The following is a 19,423-nucleotide window of genomic DNA, read 5'->3' on the forward strand; positions in this document are numbered from 1 at the left end:
AGCCGTCGATGGAGTCGACACCGAAGATGACCTTGCCGAGGAAGCCGCCCAGCAGGCCGCCCGCTATGCCGATCAGGATCGTGATGATGACCCCGCCCGGGTCCTTCCCCGGCGTGATCGCTTTAGCGATGAACCCGGCGATCAGGCCGATGAGAATCCACGCGATGATGCCCATGACACGTCTCCTAGCTGGTCCCATAAAGGTTTCGTCAACACGACGTATGCGCGTTGAGGCGACTGCCAAACCTCGCAGGTGGCCGGAATCTATCGCCTCGGCTACAGACCGGGTCCTACGTGCTGTCTGCGCAGGGCGGCCGGCGGTGTCAGCGGGGTGATCGCCGCCTCCAGGGCCGCCGGGCGCGGGTTCCCGGCGGTCGGTTCGACATTGATGATTGATGAGCACAGCGTCGAGCCCGGCGTGCGGTGTTGGGCTCAACGAGGCGTGGAACGTGGTGACCGGCCCGATCACCTCCGAACCGGGCGGCATGTTCAGCGGGAGGTAGGCCGCATGCAGAGCGGCGCTGGCCGAGGAGAACGACAGTCGATCCCGCGGGCCCAGGACGTTCCCGATCCGCTGCTCCAGTTCCCCGATCACGCCGGAGCCGTCCGCCACTGACAGCGCCCCACCCGTGAGCGCAGTCCCCGAGCGCCGCCGCGATCCGCTCGCGCTGCGCACCCGGCTCGGACGGTCCGGAACAGTGCGGCATGGCGTCGTCCGACTCCCGTGCGACGGCCCCCGGTAGGCGGTCGAACGCGTCATGACGGGTGACGGCTACGGCTCAGATGGTGGCCGGCCACGTAGCGTCCGGTCTTATGACTCTCCGCGACGCGACATCGGCGGACGCCGGGTCGGCGTCCGCGCCCCCATGGCCAGATCATCACCCCGTCCCGACCGCGTCATCCAGCGCGAGGACCAGCCGCCACGCCGGCGGGATCTTCGGCGAACACCCGTCTGACCACTTCGGGCGCACCTGTACGGCAGCAGGAAAAGAACACGAGTTCATCCGGATCTCGCCCCGCATCCGTCGGAAGATCCGTTGGCCTGAACATCTCTTGTGACTCAAGCCGTGGCGCACTAGATTCAAAACGAATGATCACGAGGAGGCCGCAGTTGTTGCATGTCGCTTTAGTGAACATGCCATTCGCCGACTGGAATCGTCCGTCATTCGCCCTGGGGCAGTTGTCAACTCTCGTTCACCGGGAGTTCAACGACCGGGCGCGAGCGCACGTGTGCTATCTCAACCAGGATATGGCCGAGTTCTTCGGGGCACGACTGTACGAGGCCCTCTCCGTGAGTCACGATCATGTGGATACAGGGATCGGGGACTGGCTGTTCCGGCACATCGCTTTTCCGGGCGAGGCCGACACTGCCGCCGAGTACTTTCAGCGCTACTACCGGGGTACCCGGTGGGCCGGCTTCCGTGAGCAGATCCTGTCGGCGCGGGACGGACTGCGGGAGTTCTGCGAGGAACTGATTGGCCGTCACCGGCTCGACGAGGCCGACATCGTGGGGTTCAGCTCGATGTTCGCCCAGCATGTGCCGAGTATCGCCCTGGCGCGGCTGATCAAGGAGCGCAGCCCCCAGACGCTCGTCGTGCTCGGTGGGGCGAACTGCGAGGCGCCCATGGGCTCCGTGGTCGCCGAGCATGTGCAGGCCGTCGACTTCGTTTTCTCCGGACCCGCACTGAACACTTTTGGCGAGTTCCTGCGGAGTGTCCTCGACGAGGATCTGGAGCGCGCCGACTCCGTTCCAGGAATCCTTTCCGAGCGGAACTGCCGAGACCCGCGCTTCCGTAAGGCCATCGGCGCGGAACGCGACATCGACGACTTCTTCCTACCCGACTACGACAGTTTCTTCGAGGCGCTGGAGGGCCATCCGGAACTGCGGCGCACGGGTACCAGCAAACCCATGCTGTTCTTCGAGACGTCCCGTGGCTGCTGGTGGGGACAGCGTTCGCACTGTACCTTCTGCGGGCTGAACGGTGAAAGCATGGCGTTTCGGGCCATGTCTCCGGACCTGGCAGTCAAGCAGTTCGAGTGGCTATTCGGATTCGCGCCTGCCTACACCTCGCTCTTCTGCACGGACAATGTGATGCCACGCAATTACTCGCGTGAGGTCTTCCCTCGACTCGACCCGCCACCGGGGGCCGAGATCTTCTACGAGGTCAAGCTCCCCCTGAGCCGTCAGGATCTGCGCGCCATGACGGACGCGGGCGTCACCGTCGTCCAGCCCGGCATCGAGGCGCTGTCCTCCTCGACGCTCAAACTGATGGGCAAGGGCACGACCGCGTTCCAGAACCTGCAGTTCCTCAAGAACTGCGAGGAGTTCGGGATCAAGCCCGAGTGGAACCTGCTGATCGGCTTCCCCGGCGAGGACCCGACGGTCTACCGCAAGTACGCCGAGGAACTTGGCGACTTCGTGCACCTGATGCCGCCGCACGGCGTGTACATGGTGCGCTTCGACCGCTTCAGTCCCTACTTCAAGCGGAGCGACGAGTACGGGCTCGTCCTGAAGCCAGTGGACTATTACTCCCTCACGTATCCCTTCGACGAGTCAGCGCTGTCCGATCTCGCGTACTTCTTCGCCGACCAGAACCTGGCGCCGTACATGCTCGACGCGGTCGAGTGGCACGATGAGTTGAGCGGGCTGGTCAGCCAGTGGCGTGCAGCCTGGTACGAGGAGGACGGAGCGGCCCGTCGCGAGCTGCGGCTGGTCGCCGATGACGGCGGCCGGCTCACGGTCCGTGATTCCCGATCCGGGGCTCTCCGGACGCACCCGGTCGACTCGGTGACTGGCCGGCTGCTGCGCCGACTGTCCTCGCCGGCCAGACCCGAGCAGCTGGCCCGGGACTGGCCGGAGGGGCCGGACGATCTGCGGCAACGCCTGGACACCCTGACCGAACAGCGGTTCCTCTTCGCGGAGCACGGCCGGGTGATGAGCCTGGTGCTGACCGGAGCGGACGGTGTGATCGAGGAACCCGCGCGGGAGGAGCACACCACGGCCGGCGTCCGGCGGCTGCTGCCGCTGTTGTCGGAGGCACCGCGATGACGGTCGAGACCACCCCGATGCTCCCGCTGGTCCTTGAGGGACACGGCGAGCCGGCCGTCCGACGGCTGTGCGCCCGGAGGGAGGAACTCCGGGCCGCGCTGCGCGAACGCGGTGCGCTGCTGCTGCGCGGCTTCGACATCGGGGGAGCCGACGGCTTCGCGGACATCGTCCGCGCGCTCTCCGGCGAGCCGCTGCCGTACACCGAGCGTTCCTCCCCCCGGAGTGTGATCAAGGGGAACGTCTACACGTCCACCGACTACCCCCCTGGTGAAGAGATCTTCCTGCACAACGAGAATTCGTACCAGGCGAGTTGGCCGCTGACCCTGTTCTTCCACTGTGTGCGCCCGCCGCTGACCCGGGGCGCCACGCCGCTGGCCGACACCCGGCGGGTGCTGGCCGCCGTCGACGACGAGGTGCGCCGGGAGTTCGACCGGCGCGGCTGGACAGTCGTACGCAACTACGGCGACCTGGTCGGCCTGCCGTGGCAGGAGGCGTTCGCCACCGAGGACCGCGCGGCGGTCGAGCGGTACTGCCGGGAGCGGGACATCGAGGCACAGTGGCTGCCCGGCGGCGGGCTGCGCACCCGGGTGGTACGGGAGGTCGTGCACCGGCATCCGGTGACCGGCGAACCGGTGTGGTTCAACCACGCGACGGTCTTCCACGTCACGACGCTGCCGGAGTCAGCCCGGCTCGGGCTGCTGGAGATGCTGGGCGAGGAGAATCTGCCCAGCCAGACCTACTACGGCGACGGCGGACCGATCCCGGACGCCGTCATGGACCATCTCCGGGCCTGCTACCGGGCCGCGGCGACCCGCTTCGACTACCGTGCGGACGACGTCCTGGTGATCGACAACATGCTGGTCTCGCACGGCCGCGAGCCGTTCACGGGGCCCCGCCGGATCGCGGTCGCCATGGCGGAGCCGTACACCCCCGACCGCTAGCCCCAGGACGGAAGACCTCGCATGTTCGCGCGTTCACTCTGGTCCGACCGGGACTTCTCCGTCTTCTGGGCGGTCCAGGCGCTGTCCGAGGTCGGCAACGCCTTCTCTCTGGTGGCGCTTCCGCTGCTGGTGCTGCACACCACCGGGTCGGCGGCGCAGATGGGCTTGCTCACGGCCGTCGCCGGCGCCACCTCGTTGCTCACCGGTATGGTCGGCGGTACCTGGGCCGACCGCTTCGACCGGCGGCGCCTGCTGATGCTGTGTGATGCCGCCCGGCTGGTGCTGTACGGCGCGATCCCGGTCTGCTGGGCCCTGAGCCCGCAGATCTGGCTGCTGTACGTGGTCATGGCGCTGGCCTCGGTCTTCGAGATGCTGTTCAAGATCACGTATGTCACCGCCGTGGCGAACCTCGTCGACAAGGAGCAGATCGTCGCGGCGAACGGCCGGCTGGAGGCGACGAACGCGGTCGCGTACATCGCCGGCCCGGCCCTGGCCGGTGTGGTGGCCGGATTCTTCGGGCCGACGGCCGCCGTCGCGATCAATGCGGGCAGCTTCGGGATCTCTCTGGTGGGCCTCGCGTTCATCAGGTTCAGGCCCATCGCGCGGCTGCCGGCCGACGAGGCCGAGAGCAACGCGGCTCGGGCCCAGGACCTGCGCTCCGGCTTCCGGGCCGGCGCCGCGTTCCTGTGGCGCACGCCGGTGCTGCGGGCGCTCACCGTGCTGCTGACCGTCACCACCTTCCTCAGCCTGGGCATGACCGACGTGTTCATCTACCACCTCCGGCACGGTCTGGGGCGGGACGAACGCACAGTGGGCTACGTCCTCGCGCTGGCCGGGCTCGGCACGTGCGCGGCCGCCGCCGCGACCGCCAGACTGCGCCGCTCCTGGGGGTTCGGCCCCTGCTGGCTCGGCGCGATGAGTCTCTGCTCGGTGTCGGTGCTGGTACTGGGCGAGACCGGGCGGGTGTCCGTGGCGGCCGTGACGATCTGTCTCTACTCCTTCGGCATGGCGCTGGCGGGCGTCTGCTCGATGTCCCTGCGCCAGCAGGTCACGCCCGACCATCTGCTCGGCCGGGTCACCTCCGCGTTCTGGACGATCCACGGCAGTCTCGCGCCCCTCGGCGCGGCTCTGCTCACCGCCCTGGTCGGCCGGCTGGGGGCACGCGGGCCGCTGACCGCGGTGGCGCTCGTCTTCCTGGCCGTGGTGGTGGGCGCCGCCTTTACCCCCATTCGACAGCGCCGGCCGGAGCAGACCGCCGTACCGCTCCCGCAGAGCCGGCCCACTCACGCGCGGCTGACACGAGAAGAGAGTCACGGGGATGACGCCGAAGCCCGACGATGACGACCGGCGGTACAAGGTCGTGGTCAACCATGAGGAGCAGTACTCCGTCTGGCCCGCCGACCGGGACAACCCGGCCGGATGGTCGGACGCGGGCAGGACCGGCTCGAAATCCGAATGTCTCGCTCATATCGAGGACGTGTGGACCGACATGCGTCCGCTGAGCCTGCGCCGTCGCCTGAGGGCAGGCGAACAGGACGCACCGGCCCGACTGAACGCAGAGGACGGACCGGTGGCGAAGGGCGCCGACCGGGCCGGCTGACGCCCAGTCCGTCACCGCACCCGCCGTACCGCGAACCAGGGAAGGCCATCGTGCACGACGACCCGGAAACACGACCGACGGCCCGCTCGGCAGGGGCGCCCCGACTGGCGCTCTCCCACGGCCAGAAGAGACTCTGGTACCTGGAGCAGATCGCCGTCGCTGGGCCCGTCCACCACGTGTCCGCCGCCACTTTGGTCGAAGGCCCGCTGGACGCCGGCCGGCTGGCGTCCGCCCTGCGAGAGTGTGTCTCCCGCCACGAGCTGCTCCGCAGTACCTTCGACGATCACGGGGACGGGCCGCGCCGTACCGTCCGCGCGACGGCCGACGTGCCGCTGCGGTACCTGGACATCGCGGGAGGATCCGCGCCGGGGACGGACGCCCGGGACGGATCCGTGCCAGAGGCGGAGCTGCAGGGTGTACTTGCCGAGGAGAGCGGCCGGCCCTTCGCCCTCGGCAGCGGGCCCGTGCTACGCGCCACCCTGGTGTACACCGGCGAGGAGCGGCATGTGCTGCTGCTCACAGCGCACCGCATCGTGGCCGACAGGGCGTCGCTCACTGTGCTGGAGCATGAACTTGCCTGCCGTTACGCGGCATTGGGCGAGGACCCGGCGCAGCTCCCGCTCTCGTACGCGGACCGGACGCCCCCGGAGCGGGAAATCCGGGATGAGGGGCTGCCGTACTGGAAGCGGCAGTTGTCGGGTCTCCCGCCGCTCGACCTGCCGGTCGACCGGATTCGGCCGAGGACACCGACTCACCGGGCGACGAGCCGCGGCCTGCTCCTCGACGCCCGGCACGCCGAGGCCCTGCGGCGACTCGCCCGCGAGGAGGGCGTGCCGGCGTGGACGGTGCCGGCGGTCGCCTTCACCGTGCTGCTGGCGCGCTGGACGGGTCAGCACGACGTGGTGTTCGGTACCCCCGTGGACCGTCGTCCGCCGGAGTCCACGCGGACAGCGTTCGGGCCGTACGAGGATCTGCTCCTGCTGCGGGTCGACCTGGCGGGCCGTCCCTCCCTACGAGAAGCGGTGCGGCGCGTCGCACGCACCCGGGAAGAAGCCGCGCGGCACGCTGATGTCCCCTTCGGGCGGCTCGTCCAACTTTTCGGTCACGAGCAGGACTTGAGCCGCCACCCGCTCTGCCGGGCGGTCTTCGACGTGAGGGGAGCCCGGCGTACGGGCTTCACCGCCGCGGGATGCACCACGTCCGCGCTCACCCTGGACGACGCGACCGTCCCCTGTGACCTGCGATGCACGGTGACCGATGGCGATGACGACCAGCGAAGCGGCCTCGCCGTCGAGTTGCGTCTCGCGTCCGACCTGTGGCTGCCGGAGTCGGCCGACCGCGTGGCGACCGCCTTACGCGCGCTGCTCACCGCCCTCGCCGAGACTCCCGACCGTCGGATCGGGGACATTCCGGTATTGTCGCCCGAGGACCGGGTTCAGCTCGACGCCTGGAACGCCACCGACTGTCCCCTGCCCGAACCAGCCACCGTGGACGGCCTGTTCCTCGCTCGGGCGGACCGCACGCCGCAGGCCGTCGCCCTCTCCGACCCCACCGGAACCTCGACGTACGCACGGCTGCGGGAGCGGGCCGAGCATGTCGGTCGGACCCTGATCGCGGCCGGCGTCACCCCGGACTCCGTCGTCGCCCTGCACATGCCGCGCTCCGCCGACCTGGTCACGGGCATGCTCGGCGTACTCCTGGCCGGGGGCGCCCCCCTCGTCCTCGACCCCGGCCACCCCGAGGAACGACTGTCGTTCATGGCGCGCGACGCCGGGATCTCGGCCGTCGTCAGCCGCGCCGAACCGCCTGCCTGGCTGCACGGCCTGGGCGTACCCCTGCTGCGACTCACCGACGCCGGACACGACGGCGCCGATACGACCGCCCTGCGGCGGCAGTCGCTCCCCGCGGCCGGCCCGGCACACCGCACGCCGGTGGCAGGTGGCCCGGAGCACGTCAGGCAGAGCCGCCACAGCATGCTTCCGCGGTCCCGCTCCCACCCCGTCGGGCTGGCCGCCGTGGTGTACACCTCTGGGTCGACCGGGCGGCCCAAGGCTGTGGGGATACCCCATCGGGCCGTCGTGCGACTGATCACCGCGACCGACCACGTGTCCATCGGCCCCGGCGACGTCCTGCTGCACCTCGGCGACCCTGCCTTCGACATCACCGCCTTCGAGGTGTGGGGGGCGCTGTGCAACGGCGCCCGGGTGGACGTGCTGCCCGGCGAGGAACCGCTCGGGCCCGACGAGGTGCTGGCCGCGCTGCGTGACCTGCGGCCGACGATCGTCGCCCTCACCGGCACCCTCTTCAACCGGGTGGTCGACATCGACCCGAGGGCCTTCGGCGGGCTGCGCCACCTGTTCGTCGTCGGAGAGGTGATGGACCCCCGGCGCACGCGCGCGGTGCTGCACGGCGGCGCGCCCCCCGGGCACCTGCACAACGGTTACGGCCCGAGCGAGAACGCGACGTTCTCCACGACCCATCTGGTGGACCGGTTGCCCGAGGACACCCCGAGCGTGCCGATCGGCTCCGCCCTCGCCAACACCACGCTGCACGTGCTGGATCAGGAGCTGAGCCGAGTACCGATCGGGGTGAAAGGCGAGTTGTACGTCGGCGGGCTGGGGGTTGCCCGGGGCTATCTGGGCCGTCCGGGCCCCACCGCTGAGCACTTCTTGCCGGATCCGTTCGCCCCTGGGCCAGGGGCGCGCATGTACCGCACCGGAGACCTGGTGCGAAGGCTCCCGGACGGTGCGCTGGACTTCCTGGGCCGGGCCGACCAGCAGGTGAAGATCCGTGGCTACCGCATAGAGCCGGGAGAGGTCGAGGCGGCGCTGCTGGACCGCGACGACGTGCGCGAATGCGTCGTGCGGGCAGTCGACGTCGCCGGGGACCGGAGGCTCGTGGCCTACGTGGTCCCCGGGCCGGGACGCCGGCCGTCCCCGCCGGAGGTGCTGGGTGGGCTGCGGGACCGGCTGCCGTCGCACATGGTGCCCGGCCATGTCGTCCTGCTCGACGAGCTGCCCACGACGCCCAGCGGGAAGATCGATGGACGGGCGCTGCCCGGCATCGCCGGGGACGCGGCCGGCCTGCCGGACGCCGACACCGTGCCGCCGAGGACGGCGACGGAGCGCGCCCTGTGGGAGATCTGGGCGGGTGCCCTGCGCGTGCGGTCCTTCGGGGTGCACGACAGCTTCTTCCTCATAGGGGGTCACTCACTGCTGGCCTCGGTGGTGCGTGCCTCGGTCCGCGAACGACTGGGCGTAGCGCTGCCGTTGCGCACCCTGTTCGACGTACCGACCCTGGCCGGCCTCGCCGTCGAAGTCGAGCGGGCCGCCGCGGAGGCGGCGGCCGTACCGGCGTCCACGCGAGCGGACGGCGACGGGGAACAACTCGATGGCCTGGTGGCCGAACTGGAGCGGCTGGCCGAGTCCCGGCGCGCCGAGGGACGAGCAGGGGGAGCCGCATGACGCGCACCACGAGGACGGCCGACGCGATCGACGCGGATCTGCGGAGCAGGATCGAACGCCTCCCTGCCGGACAGCGGGCCCTGCTGCGACAGCGTCTCTGGGAAAAGGGCGCCCCGACCGGGCTGCCCGCCCTGGACGACGACGGGGAGGCCCCCGCGTCCTTCACCCAGCGGCGGATGGCGTTCCTGTCCGGGCTGGATCCGGACAGCCCGGCCTACCACAGCCCCGTCGTGCACCGGCTCACCGGACCACTGGACGACACCGCCCTCGAAGCCGCCCTCAACGACCTGCTGCGACACCATGCCGTCCTGCGCACCGTCCTTCCGGTCCGGGACGGCCGTACGGTGCAGCGGGTCCTGCCGCACCGGCATCGTGCGCTGTCCGTCGTCGACCTGTCCGAGCTGTCCGGGCACGACCGGCAGGCGGAGGCCGAGCGGCTCGCGCGGGCGGACGCCGAGGAACGCTTCGACCTGGCCGAGGGACCGCTGACGCGGTTCCGGCTGCTCCGCCTCGCCGCCGACGACGCGGTCCTGGTACTCACCTTCCACCACGCGGTCGTCGACGGCTGGTCGCTCGGCGTCCTCCTGAGCGATCTGGGCACCGCGTACGGGGCGCGCCTGGACGGGCGGACACCCGAACCGCCCGCCCACACGGTGCAGTACGCCGAGTACGCCCGCTGGCAACACGAGTGGGCCGAAGGCGCCGAGGCCGCAGGTCAGTTGGACTACTGGGAACGCCAACTGGCCGGTGCTCCGGACCCGATGCCGCTGCCCGCCGACCGTCCCCGGCCCGAGCATCCCCAGGGGCGCGCCGAGTCCACTGTGTCCACCGTTCCCGCGTCCGTGACGGACGAGTTGCGGAAGCTCTCCGCGCGCACCGGCAGCACCCTGTTCATGGTGCTGCTCGCGGCGTTCCAGATCGTGCTCGCCCGGTACGGCGGCCACGACGACGTGGTGGTCGGCACCCCCGTCGCCAACCGGCGCTACCGCGGCTTCCACGACCTGGTCGGCTTCTTCGCCAACTCGGTCCCGCTCCGCTCGCGGGTCGCACGGCAGCCGTCCTTCGAGGACTTCCTGGCCGAAGTCCGCACGACGTGCCTGGAGGCGTACGAGAACCAGGACGTGCCCCTCGACCTGATCGCCCGGCGGCTGCACCCGGAGCGCAGCCTCGGCCGGAACCCGATCTACCAGGTCAACTTCACCCTGCACAACACGCCGCCGCGTCCGGTTCGTACCCTGCCGGGCGGGATCGATCTCCTTCCACTGGACCACCTGGACCACGACGCCGCCCGCTTCGACCTCGACCTGAACATCTGGGAGACCGACGCCGGACTGGAGGTCCGGCTCATCCACGCCACGGACCTGTTCGACACGGCGACCGGTGAGCGGCTCGCCCGATCGCTGGGTGTCCTGCTCGACGCCGTGGCCGCCACCCCCGGCACACGGATCGGTGAACTGCCGCTGCTGACGGCCGTGGAAAGCGAGCAGATCCTGCGCGAAGGCCATGGCGCGCCTGCCGCCCGCCCCGAGGACGCGCGCGTGGACCGGCTCTTCGCCGAGCGGGCGCGCACCGCGCCCGACGCGGTGGCCGTGTCGGCGCCGGGACGCGCCGACCTGACTTTCCGGGAACTCGACCGCCGGGCCAACGGCCTCGCCCACCGGCTGCGCGGCCTCGGTGCCGGTCCCGGCCGCGTGGTCGCGGTGCTGCTGCCCCGCACGCCCGAGGCGCTGGTCGCGCTGCTCGCCGTCCTGAAGAGCGGCGCCGCGTACGTGGCGCTCGACCCGGCCTATCCGAAGGTCCGACGTGATCACATGCTGCACGACAGCGGGGCCGTGCTGCTGGTCACCGACGTACGACCCGGGAGCCCGGCGATCCCGGGCATTCCGACCGTCGTCGTGGACATGGACCAGGTGACCGAGGAGGCGGCCGGGGCCCCGCCGGAAGATGACGCCGGGCCCGACGACCTGATGTACCTGATGTACACCTCCGGCTCGACCGGCGGGCCCAAGGGCGCCATGCTCTCCCACCGCCAGGTCGTCAACTACCTCCTGTGGGCGGTGGAGACCTACCTGCCGCCCGGGGCGGACGGCGCTGTCCCCGTGCATTCCTCGCTCTCCTTCGACCTGACCGTGACGAGCCTCTTCGCCCCGCTGCTGGCCGGCCGGCGCCTGCTGCTCGCCGACGACTCCGGCGCTCCCGGCGAGGCCCTGCGCGCCTCGGCCGAGGCGGACACCGGCCTCGCCTTCGTCAAGCTCACCCCCTCCCACCTGAGGATGCTGGAGGGCTCCACGGCCCCCGCGCGTGCCGGGGCGTGGACCCGCACCCTGGTGGTCGGCGGCGAGGAACTGCACGAGGAGCAGCTCGCGGCCTGGCGCACGGCCGGCGGAGCGCCCCGGATCGTCAACGAGTACGGCCCGACGGAGACCGCCGTGGCCTGCGCTGCGTACGACAGCGCGCACCCGGCCGGCGGCTTCGGCCGTGTGCCGATCGGCAGGCCCGTGCACCACGTCCGGCTGTACGTGCTCGACGAGGCGATGAACCCGGTGCCACCGGGCGCGCCCGGAGAGCTGTTCGTCGGTGGGGCGGGTGTCTGCCACGGCTACTGGAACCGTCCCGGACTGACGGCGGAGCGCTTCGTCCCCGATCCTTTCGGCGGCGACGCAGGCGGACGTCTGTACCGGACCGGTGACCGGGTGCGCCGCACGGTCGGCGGAGACCTCGAATACCTGGGCCGCTTCGACGACCAGGTGAAGATACGTGGTCACCGCGTCGAGCCGCGAGAAGTGGCCGCCGAGCTGGCCCGGGATCCGGCGGTCCGGGAGGCTGCCGTGATCGCGCTCGGACCCGCCCCCGAGTCCCGGCAGCTGGTCGCCTTCGTCAGCCCCGGCATCGAGGCCGGCGCACCGCCCGACGCGGCGGCCGAGACGGACTGGGTGAGCCGCTGGCGGACACTGTACGAGGACACCTACGGCAGAGTGGAGCGCCCCGCCGGCCCGTCGTCCGACCTGGCCGGCTGGAACAGCAGCTACACCGGCGACCCGATCGAGGCCGACGCGATGCGTGAGTGGCTCGACGCCACGGTCGACCGCATACGCACGCTGCGGCCGAACCGGGTCCTGGAGATCGGCTGCGGCACCGGCCTGATCCTCGCCCGGGTCGCCCCCGACTGCGAGTCCTACCAGGGCGTCGACCTGTCCGAGCAGGTCATCGAACGGCTGCGGCGTGAGATCGGCACCACCGTCGCCCCTGAGCGGATCGGGCTGCGGGTCGGCCCCGCCCACCTCGCGATCCGCCCGGGAGAGACGTACGACACTGTGATCCTGAACTCCGTCGTCCAGTACTTCCCGTCCGTGGACTACCTGCTGGCGGTCCTGGAGCGGGCGATCGACGCGCTGCCCGCCGGCGGCCGGGTGTTCCTCGGCGATGTGCGCAACCTCGTCCTCCTCGACGCCTTCCACTCCTCCGTCGCCGCCCACCGGGCGCGGCCGGACACCCCCGACGCCGTCCTGCGCGCCGAGACCGCCTGGCGCGTGGAGACCGAGAACGAGCTCTGCCTCGATCCCCGCTTCTTCGGCGGACTGACCGCACGGTGGCCGCGGGTCGGTTCGGTAAGGGTTCTGCCGAAACGGGGAAGGGCCGACAACGAACTGACGCGCTACCGCTATGACGTCGTGCTCACCGTCACCGGCGAGCGCACGGCGGACGACGGCCCCGGGGCCGGGCCGGCCGGGTCAACGCCGGAGCGGGACTGGCAGGCGGAGGGCCTGGATGCCGACGGCCTGGACGAGCTGCTCGGCACCGAACGCCCCGACCGGCTTGTGCTGCGCGGCATCCCCAACGCCCGGCTGGCGGAGGACCTGCGGTTGCTGGCCCGGCTCTCCGACGCGGCACCGGACGCCGTACGGCCGGGCGACGACCCGGAGGAGCTGTGCCGTCTGGCCGGGCGCCACGGGTACGAAGCCGAACCGAGCTGGGCCGAGGGGCGGCCCGACGGCTCCTACGAACTGCTGCTGCACCGCCGGGGAACGCCGCCGGCGGCCCTGCCGCCTGTCGTCACCGCCGCGGAGCCGCACCGGCTCGCCACCGCACCACTGTGGCGCCCCGCGGCTCTTGCCGCACTGCCCGGGATCGAGTCCCGGCTCACCGAACGCCTGCCCGGTCCCCTTCTCCCCACCCGCTACGTCGTACTGCGCCGGATCCCGCTCAACGCCAACGGCAAGGTCGACCGCGCCGCGCTCACGGACCTGCTGGCGGCGACCGAGGACGAGTACGGCACCGGGGACCACGGAGCGCGGCCAGAGGTCGAACTCACGTCCACACAACGCCGACTGGCCGCCATCTGGAGCGAACTGCTCGGCCGAGACGGTATCCGTGCCGAGGACGACTTCTTCGACCTCGGCGGGCACTCCCTGCTCACCTTCCGCCTCGTGTTCCGGCTGCGTGAGGAGTTCGAGGTGGAGGTGCCGATCCGCGGGCCGTTCGACGCCTCGACACTCGGCGCACTGGCCGGCCTCGTCGACGGCCTGGTCGCCGAGAAGAACCGGCCCGTACTGCCCGCCCTGGCCCCCGCCGAACGGGACGGGACCGTACCGGCCTCCTTCGCCCAGGAACGCCTGTGGTTCCTCCACCAGATGGACCCAGGCACCGCCCAGTACAACTTCCCGGTCCTCGCCCGGCTGACGGGCGAACTCGACGTCGGCCTGCTGCGCCGGGCCGTGGCGGAGATCGTACGGCGGCACGAGGTACTCAGGACCGTGATCACCGCCCGCGACGGGCAGCCGTTCCAGACCGTACTGCCCGCCGACCCTCCCGCGCTCCCGCTCACCGACCTGACCGTCCACCCGCCGGAGCGACGGGAACCGGAGGCGCGGAGGCTGGCCAGGGAGCAGTACGCCGAGCCCTTCGACCTGGCCACCGGGCCGGTACTGCGAGCCGGGCTGCTCCGGCTGGACGCGGAGGACCATGTTCTGCTGCTGACGGCCCATCATGTGACGGTGGACGGCTGGTCGGCCGCCGTCCTGCTGGACGAGCTGGCTGAGCTGTACACGGCGGGCCGCGAGCACCGAGCGCCCCGCCTGCCCGAGCTGCCCGTGCAGTACGCGGACTACGCGGTCTGGCAGCGCCGAATCGCCGAGGGCGGCCATTTCGACCGTCTGGTGGATCACTGGACGGCACGCCTGAGGGGCATCCTCGACCTGCCGGGGTTGCCCCTGGACCGGCCGCGCCCGGCGCACCCCGAGAACCGGGGCAAGAGCCTGCGTTTCCGGATCCCGGCCCCGATCGCGGACGGGATACGCGCACTGTGCCGGGAGGAGGACAGCACGCTGTTCATGGCGCTGCTCGCCGCCCTGTACGCGGTGGTGAATCGGCGGACAGGGGAGACCGATCTCGTGGTGGGCTCGGACGTCGCCGGCCGCTCCGACAGCAGGACCGAACCGCTGATCGGCTTCTTCGTCAACCAGATCGTGCTGCGTGCCGACCTCACCGGTGCCCCGATCTGGCGCGACCTGCTGGGCCGCGCCAAGGACGTGGCGTTGGACGCCTACGCGCACCAGGACCTGCCGTTCGAGGAGGTCGTCAAGGCACTCAGCCCGCCCCGCACCCGTAACCGGAGCCCGCTGTTTCAGATAAAGCTGGTACTCAACAGCAACCGGCGGGCTGCCGACTCCATGGCCGGCCTACGGCTGAGCCCGTTCACGGTGGACCTCATCGACACCAGCCGCTTCGACGTCACCCTCGTCCTGGAGGAGGACGACGACGGGATCGCCGGGTTCCTCAACTACGATCCCGACCTCTTCGACGCGTCGACCATGGAGGAACTACGCGAACAGTACGTCGCGCTGGTCGCGGACATGGCCGCAAGGCCGGACGCCTCGATCGCCGAAGCACCCCTGCCCACGACGGCTCCCCCGGCCCGTTCCGCTCCGGGCCGGGCCGGGCGGCGCGGCCCCGGGGCCCTGCGCGGGATCAAGCCCACCAAGGTCGCCGTGGCCTCGGACGACGTAGTCGTACGGGAGCCGCTGCGGGACGGCGCCGACCTGCCGCTCGTGCTGCGGCCGGGCCGCTTTGACGTCGACCTGGTGGCCTGGGCCCGCTCGCACCGCACCCGGCTCGACACCGACCTGGAACGGCACGGCGCCCTGCTGTTCCGGGGCTTCGCCGTCACCGACCCGGACACCCTGGAACGCTTCGCCTCCGTGTTCGTCCACGACCTCTTCGGCGAGAACGGCGAGCACCCGCGAGCCGCACTCAGCGGCAACGTCTACACGCCGGTGTTCTTCCCGCCGGAGGAGAAGCTGCTCTGGCACAACGAGAACTCCTTCAACGACGAAGGCCCGACCCGCATCTGGTTCTGCTGCGCCCGCCCGGCCGCCTCCGGCGGCGAGACACCCCTGGTCGACAGCCGCGCCGTCCACCGAAGGCTGGACCCGGCGGTGCGCGAGGAGTTCACCGCCAAGGGGGTCATGTACGTCCGCAACTACGGCAGCGGACTCGGACTCGACTGGCGGGACGTCTTCCGGACCAGGGACCGCGCCGAGGCCGAGGCCCGCTGCGCCCGACAGGGACTGCGCCACGAGTGGCACGGCGACCGGTTGCACACCACCGCTGTACGGCCCGCCGTGCTGCGCCATCCGCGCACCGGCGAGTGGTCCTGGTTCAACCAGGCACAGCACTGGCACACCGCCTGTCTCTCCACGGAGGTACGGGAGTCGATGCTGTCCACCATGGCTCTGGAGGAACTCCCGCGCAGCTGCCGGTTCGGCGACGGCACCGAGATACCCGACGAGGCGATGCACGAGATCCTGCGGGTCTACCAGGAGCTGGAGGTCTCCTTCCCCTGGGAGCGCGGTGACGTGATGCTGCTGGACAACATCCTTACCGCCCATGCCCGTAATCCCTTCCGCGGCGAGCGGGAACTCCTCGTCGCCATGGGCGACATGGTGAGGTACCGGTGACGCCGGAGGCGGACGCGGAACAGCTGCGGCAGGTGGAGGGGTTCCGAATGTCGTTCCGTCAGCGGCGGCTGTGGGAACTCGCAGAACACGGCGTGCTGTCCTGGGCGCAGGTGCTTCTCACCGTCGACGGCGAGCTGGACACGGACCGGCTCACAGCCGCGCTGCACGACACGGTGGCCCGGCACGAGATTCTCCGCTCGGTCTACCGGCGGGTGCCGGGGGTCCGCGACGCTCTGCTCGTGGTCCATGAAGCGGACCGTCCGGGTCCCCGCTGGTCCCACGCGGAGCTGAGCCACCTGGATGAGACGGCGCGCCGCCGCAGAATCGCCGAGGAGGCCCGCGCCCGGCGGAAGCTGTCGCACGGCGGGCCGGACGACCCGGTGCTGCGGGCCGACCTCTTCGCCCTCGGCTCCCGCCGGCACGCGCTGCTGCTCACCACCACCGCCCTGGCCGCGGACGGTCACACGCTGCGGCTGCTCGTCGACGAACTGGCCGAGCGGTATGCGGGCACCCCGCCCACCGACGAGGTACTACAGCACAGCCAGTTCGCCGAGTGGCAGCACCAGGAGTTCGGCGAGGAATCACCGCACCCGGCACCGGGCGGACCCACCTCACGGCTGTCCTTGCCGCTGCGTCGGCCTCCCGGCTCCGGCCGACCGGAGCGCCGTACTGTCACCGCGCCCCTGCCGGACGCCGTCACGACGGCCGTCCACGACTACGCGCAGCAGCGGCGTGTGCGGCCGGCGGCCGTGCTGCTCGCCTGCTGGCAGTCGCTGCTGGCCAGGATCGCCGGACAGCGCCACATCACCGTCGACGCGCTGCTCAGCGGCCGGGAGTTCGAGGAGACGGCCACCGTCCTCGGCCACTTCGCCCAGTGGGCGGAGATCACCGCGCGGACCGACCCCGGTCTCGTCCTCGACGCCCTCGCAGCCCGCGCGGAACGCGCCCTGTCCGACGCTGAGGAGGCCCAGCAGGACACCCAGTCCTCCCGTGCCGCGAATCAGGCGGGACGCGACATCGGCTTCGTCTACGCGGACATCCCGGCACCGCGGTGCGCCGGGGGCGTCACCTTCACCGTGGCCTGGGACGACGTCGAGACCGAGTCCCATGCCCTGCGGCTGACCTGCGCCCTGGGCACGACGGAAGGCCGCACGATCTGGCACTACGACGGCCGACAGTTCGACGACGCCTATGTCCGGGTGCTCGCCGACCAGTACGCCATACTGCTCGCCCAGGTGCTGGCCACGCCCGCCACCCCCGTGTGCGAGGCGAGCCTGCCTCCCGCCGCCGGCGCCGCCCAGTTGCGAGCCCGCCTCCCGAAGCCGGACGGCCGGTGCCTGCACGGCCTCGTCGAGCAGCAGGCCCGACGCTCCCCGGACGCCCTCGCAGTCGTGGCCGGAACCGATCGGCTCACCTTCCGGGAACTCGACACGCGGGCAGACCGGTGGAGCGGCGCGCTGCGCGCCCGGGGCGTCCGCGTCGAAACCCCGGTGGCGGTGCGGGCCGCCCCCTCGGCCGCGCTGGTCGTCGCCCTGCTGGCCGTGCTCAAGGCTGGAGGGACGTATGTGCCGCTCGATCCACTCCTCCCGCCCCTGCGGACCCGGGAACTACTGGAGCGGGCCGGATGCCGCACGCTGCTCACCGACCGTCCGGACGAGGCGGTGGCGGCCGAGGGGGTCGCGTGCGTCGACCTGCGGGACCTGCCGTCCGCCGGAACGGACGCGGAAGCCGGACCCGGACAGCCGTGCGAGACAGGCCCGGACCAGCTCGCGTACATCATGTTCACCTCCGGCTCCTCCGGGACACCGAAGGGTGTGATGGTGCCCCACCGGGCTGTGTGCGATTACTTGGTGTGGAGCGCTCGAACGTACCTCGCCGCGGCTGCCGTTCCCGACGGCGGCGAGGACTGCGGGCAGGGCGACGGCGCGTACGGACGGGGCGGCGGGGGCGGAGCGATGGCGCACTCCTCGATCGGCTTCGACCTCACCGTGACGAGTCTGTTCCTGCCGCTGGTCACCGGTCGCCCCGTCCTCCTCTACCCCGCGTGGCGGGACGCCCTCGCCCTCTCCGCGGACCTGGCCGGCCGGACCGGCCTGGGCCTGCTCAAGCTGACCCCATCGCACCTCAAGGTCGTCAACCAGTCCTTGGACCCACGAGACTTCACCGGTACCACCGGCTCCCTCGTCCTCGGCGGTGAGGCCCTCGACAGGAGTGCGGTCGACACCTGGAGGGCACACGCCCCGGGGACCAGGATCTTCAACGAGTACGGGCCGACCGAGACCGCCGTCGGAGTCTGCGTCCACGAGCTGGGCGCCGACGACGGCCCCGGCCCCGTCCCCATCGGCCGGCCCATGGACCACGCCGAGATCCTCGTCCTGGACGAGAACCTCACCCCCGTTCCGGTGGGGATACCGGGTGAGATCTACATAGGCGGCACAAGCCTCGCCCGCGGATATCTGGGCGCCCCGGCCGCCACCGCCGAACGGTTCGTACCGCATCCCTTCCCACCGGAACCCGGACGCCGGATCTACCGCTCGGGCGACCTCGCCTGCGTCGGCCCGGACGGCCTGATCCGGTACCTGGGGCGAGTGGACGACCAGATCAAGGTCAACGGGTTTCGGGCGGAACCCGAGGAGATCCGGGCCGCGCTGCTGCGGCACCCCGGTGTGCGGGACGCCGCAGTCGTCCTGGTCGCGGACGAGCAGTACGGCGACCACCTGGCCGCCTGCGTCGTCGCCGACGACGTCCACACCACGACGACGCAGGCCCTGCGCACTCACCTGGCCGAGCGGCTGCCGGCCCAACTGGTGCCGGCCACGTATGCCAGGACCGAGGCGATACCCCTCACGTCGAACGGCAAGGTGGACCAGGCCGCGGTGCGATCCCTCGTCCACGCCGGCCCCACCGGGTCCACGGTCTCGTCGGAGGAGGGGGCCGGCCCACCGCTGGCCGACCCGGTGGAGGCCGCCGTGGCCCGGGTCTTCGAGGAACTGCTCGGTGTCGCCCCCGTCGGCGCGGACGACGACTTCTTCACGCTCGGCGGCCACTCCTTGCTGGCCGTACGGCTGATCGCACGGCTGAACGGGGAGTTCCGCGCCGAGCTCCCGGTCTCCGTGCTCTTCTCGGAGCCGAAGACGAGGCCGGGGCCGGAACACGAGGTGGGGCGGCCCGGAAGAGCGGCCACGCCGAAGTACCTCGCCCGGTTGCTCAAGGCACGCGACACCGTCCCGCACACCCTTCCGGACGACATCGTGGCACTGCGGTCCCGGGGCGAGGGCACCCCGCTGTTCTGCGTCCATCCGGCAGGCGGCGAGGCCACCGGCTTCCGCCATCTCGCCGCCTGTCCCGAGCTGCGCGGCCCGCTGTACGCCCTCCAGACACCGGCGGAAGGTGCCGACCACGAGGATCAGAGC

The 19,423-nt window shown here is 71.3% G+C and carries 8 protein-coding genes and 1 pseudogene; 7 read left to right on the top strand and 2 right to left on the bottom strand.

The genetic code is table 11. The annotated features are described in order from the left end of the window. Together ACFWN1_RS21580 and ACFWN1_RS21585 are read right to left on the bottom strand one after the other, a co-directional pair. Nucleotides 1–175, bottom strand: a 175-nt coding sequence (locus tag ACFWN1_RS21580) for a GlsB/YeaQ/YmgE family stress response membrane protein (RefSeq protein WP_384364251.1), incomplete at its 3' end; no start/stop codon positions are given. Between the two features lie 225 nt (nucleotides 176–400). Next, nucleotides 401–760: pseudogene (locus tag ACFWN1_RS21585) on the bottom strand (DegT/DnrJ/EryC1/StrS family aminotransferase); the annotation flags it as partial. Nucleotides 761–1,090: 330 nt separating this feature from the next. Between ACFWN1_RS21585 and ACFWN1_RS21590 the strand changes: the two are divergent. From ACFWN1_RS21590 to ACFWN1_RS21620, 7 genes are all read left to right on the top strand, one after another. After that, nucleotides 1,091–3,049 (top strand): RiPP maturation radical SAM C-methyltransferase, encoded by a 1,959-nt coding sequence (locus ACFWN1_RS21590; RefSeq protein ID WP_384364237.1) that lies wholly within the window; start codon nucleotides 1,091–1,093, stop codon nucleotides 3,047–3,049. After that, on the top strand, nucleotides 3,046–3,990 hold the full coding sequence (locus ACFWN1_RS21595) for a TauD/TfdA family dioxygenase (RefSeq protein WP_384364239.1): 945 nt from the start codon (nucleotides 3,046–3,048) through the stop codon (nucleotides 3,988–3,990). Before ACFWN1_RS21590 ends, ACFWN1_RS21595 begins: the two co-directional genes overlap by 4 nt. 21 nt (nucleotides 3,991–4,011) lie before the next feature. Then, nucleotides 4,012–5,331, top strand: coding sequence for an MFS transporter (locus ACFWN1_RS21600; protein ID WP_384364241.1), 1,320 nt, complete (start codon nucleotides 4,012–4,014; stop codon nucleotides 5,329–5,331). After that, entirely contained in the window at nucleotides 5,309–5,590 is a 282-nt protein-coding gene (locus ACFWN1_RS21605) for an MbtH family protein (protein WP_384364243.1), read from the top strand. Before ACFWN1_RS21600 ends, ACFWN1_RS21605 begins: the two co-directional genes overlap by 23 nt. A gap of 50 nt (nucleotides 5,591–5,640) precedes the next feature. Beyond that, a complete protein-coding gene (locus ACFWN1_RS21610) occupies nucleotides 5,641–9,054 on the top strand; it encodes an amino acid adenylation domain-containing protein (RefSeq protein ID WP_384364245.1) in 3,414 nt (1,137 codons plus the stop codon). After that, nucleotides 9,051–16,010, top strand: a complete 6,960-nt coding sequence (locus tag ACFWN1_RS21615) for an amino acid adenylation domain-containing protein (RefSeq protein ID WP_384364247.1) — start codon at nucleotides 9,051–9,053, stop codon at nucleotides 16,008–16,010. Before ACFWN1_RS21610 ends, ACFWN1_RS21615 begins: the two co-directional genes overlap by 4 nt. Before the next feature lie 47 nt (nucleotides 16,011–16,057). Continuing rightward, on the top strand, nucleotides 16,058–19,423 hold a 3,366-nt coding region (locus tag ACFWN1_RS21620), incomplete at its 3' end, for an amino acid adenylation domain-containing protein (protein ID WP_384364249.1).

Source organism: Streptomyces sp. NPDC058459 (assembly GCF_042721685.1).
In the GTDB taxonomy this organism is placed as follows: Bacteria; Actinomycetota; Actinomycetes; order Streptomycetales; family Streptomycetaceae; genus Streptomyces.

What these genes read in the sequence shown, in the direction of transcription:
- ACFWN1_RS21590 (WP_384364237.1), top strand. Translation starts at nt 1,091, where the DNA reads ATGATCACGAGGAGGCCGCAGTTGTTGCATGTCGCTTTAGTGAACATG.
- ACFWN1_RS21595 (WP_384364239.1), top strand. Translation starts at nt 3,046, where the DNA reads ATGACGGTCGAGACCACCCCGATGCTCCCGCTGGTCCTTGAGGGACAC.
- ACFWN1_RS21600 (WP_384364241.1), top strand. Translation starts at nt 4,012, where the DNA reads ATGTTCGCGCGTTCACTCTGGTCCGACCGGGACTTCTCCGTCTTCTGG.
- ACFWN1_RS21605 (WP_384364243.1), top strand. Translation starts at nt 5,309, where the DNA reads ATGACGCCGAAGCCCGACGATGACGACCGGCGGTACAAGGTCGTGGTC.
- ACFWN1_RS21615 (WP_384364247.1), top strand. Translation starts at nt 9,051, where the DNA reads ATGACGCGCACCACGAGGACGGCCGACGCGATCGACGCGGATCTGCGG.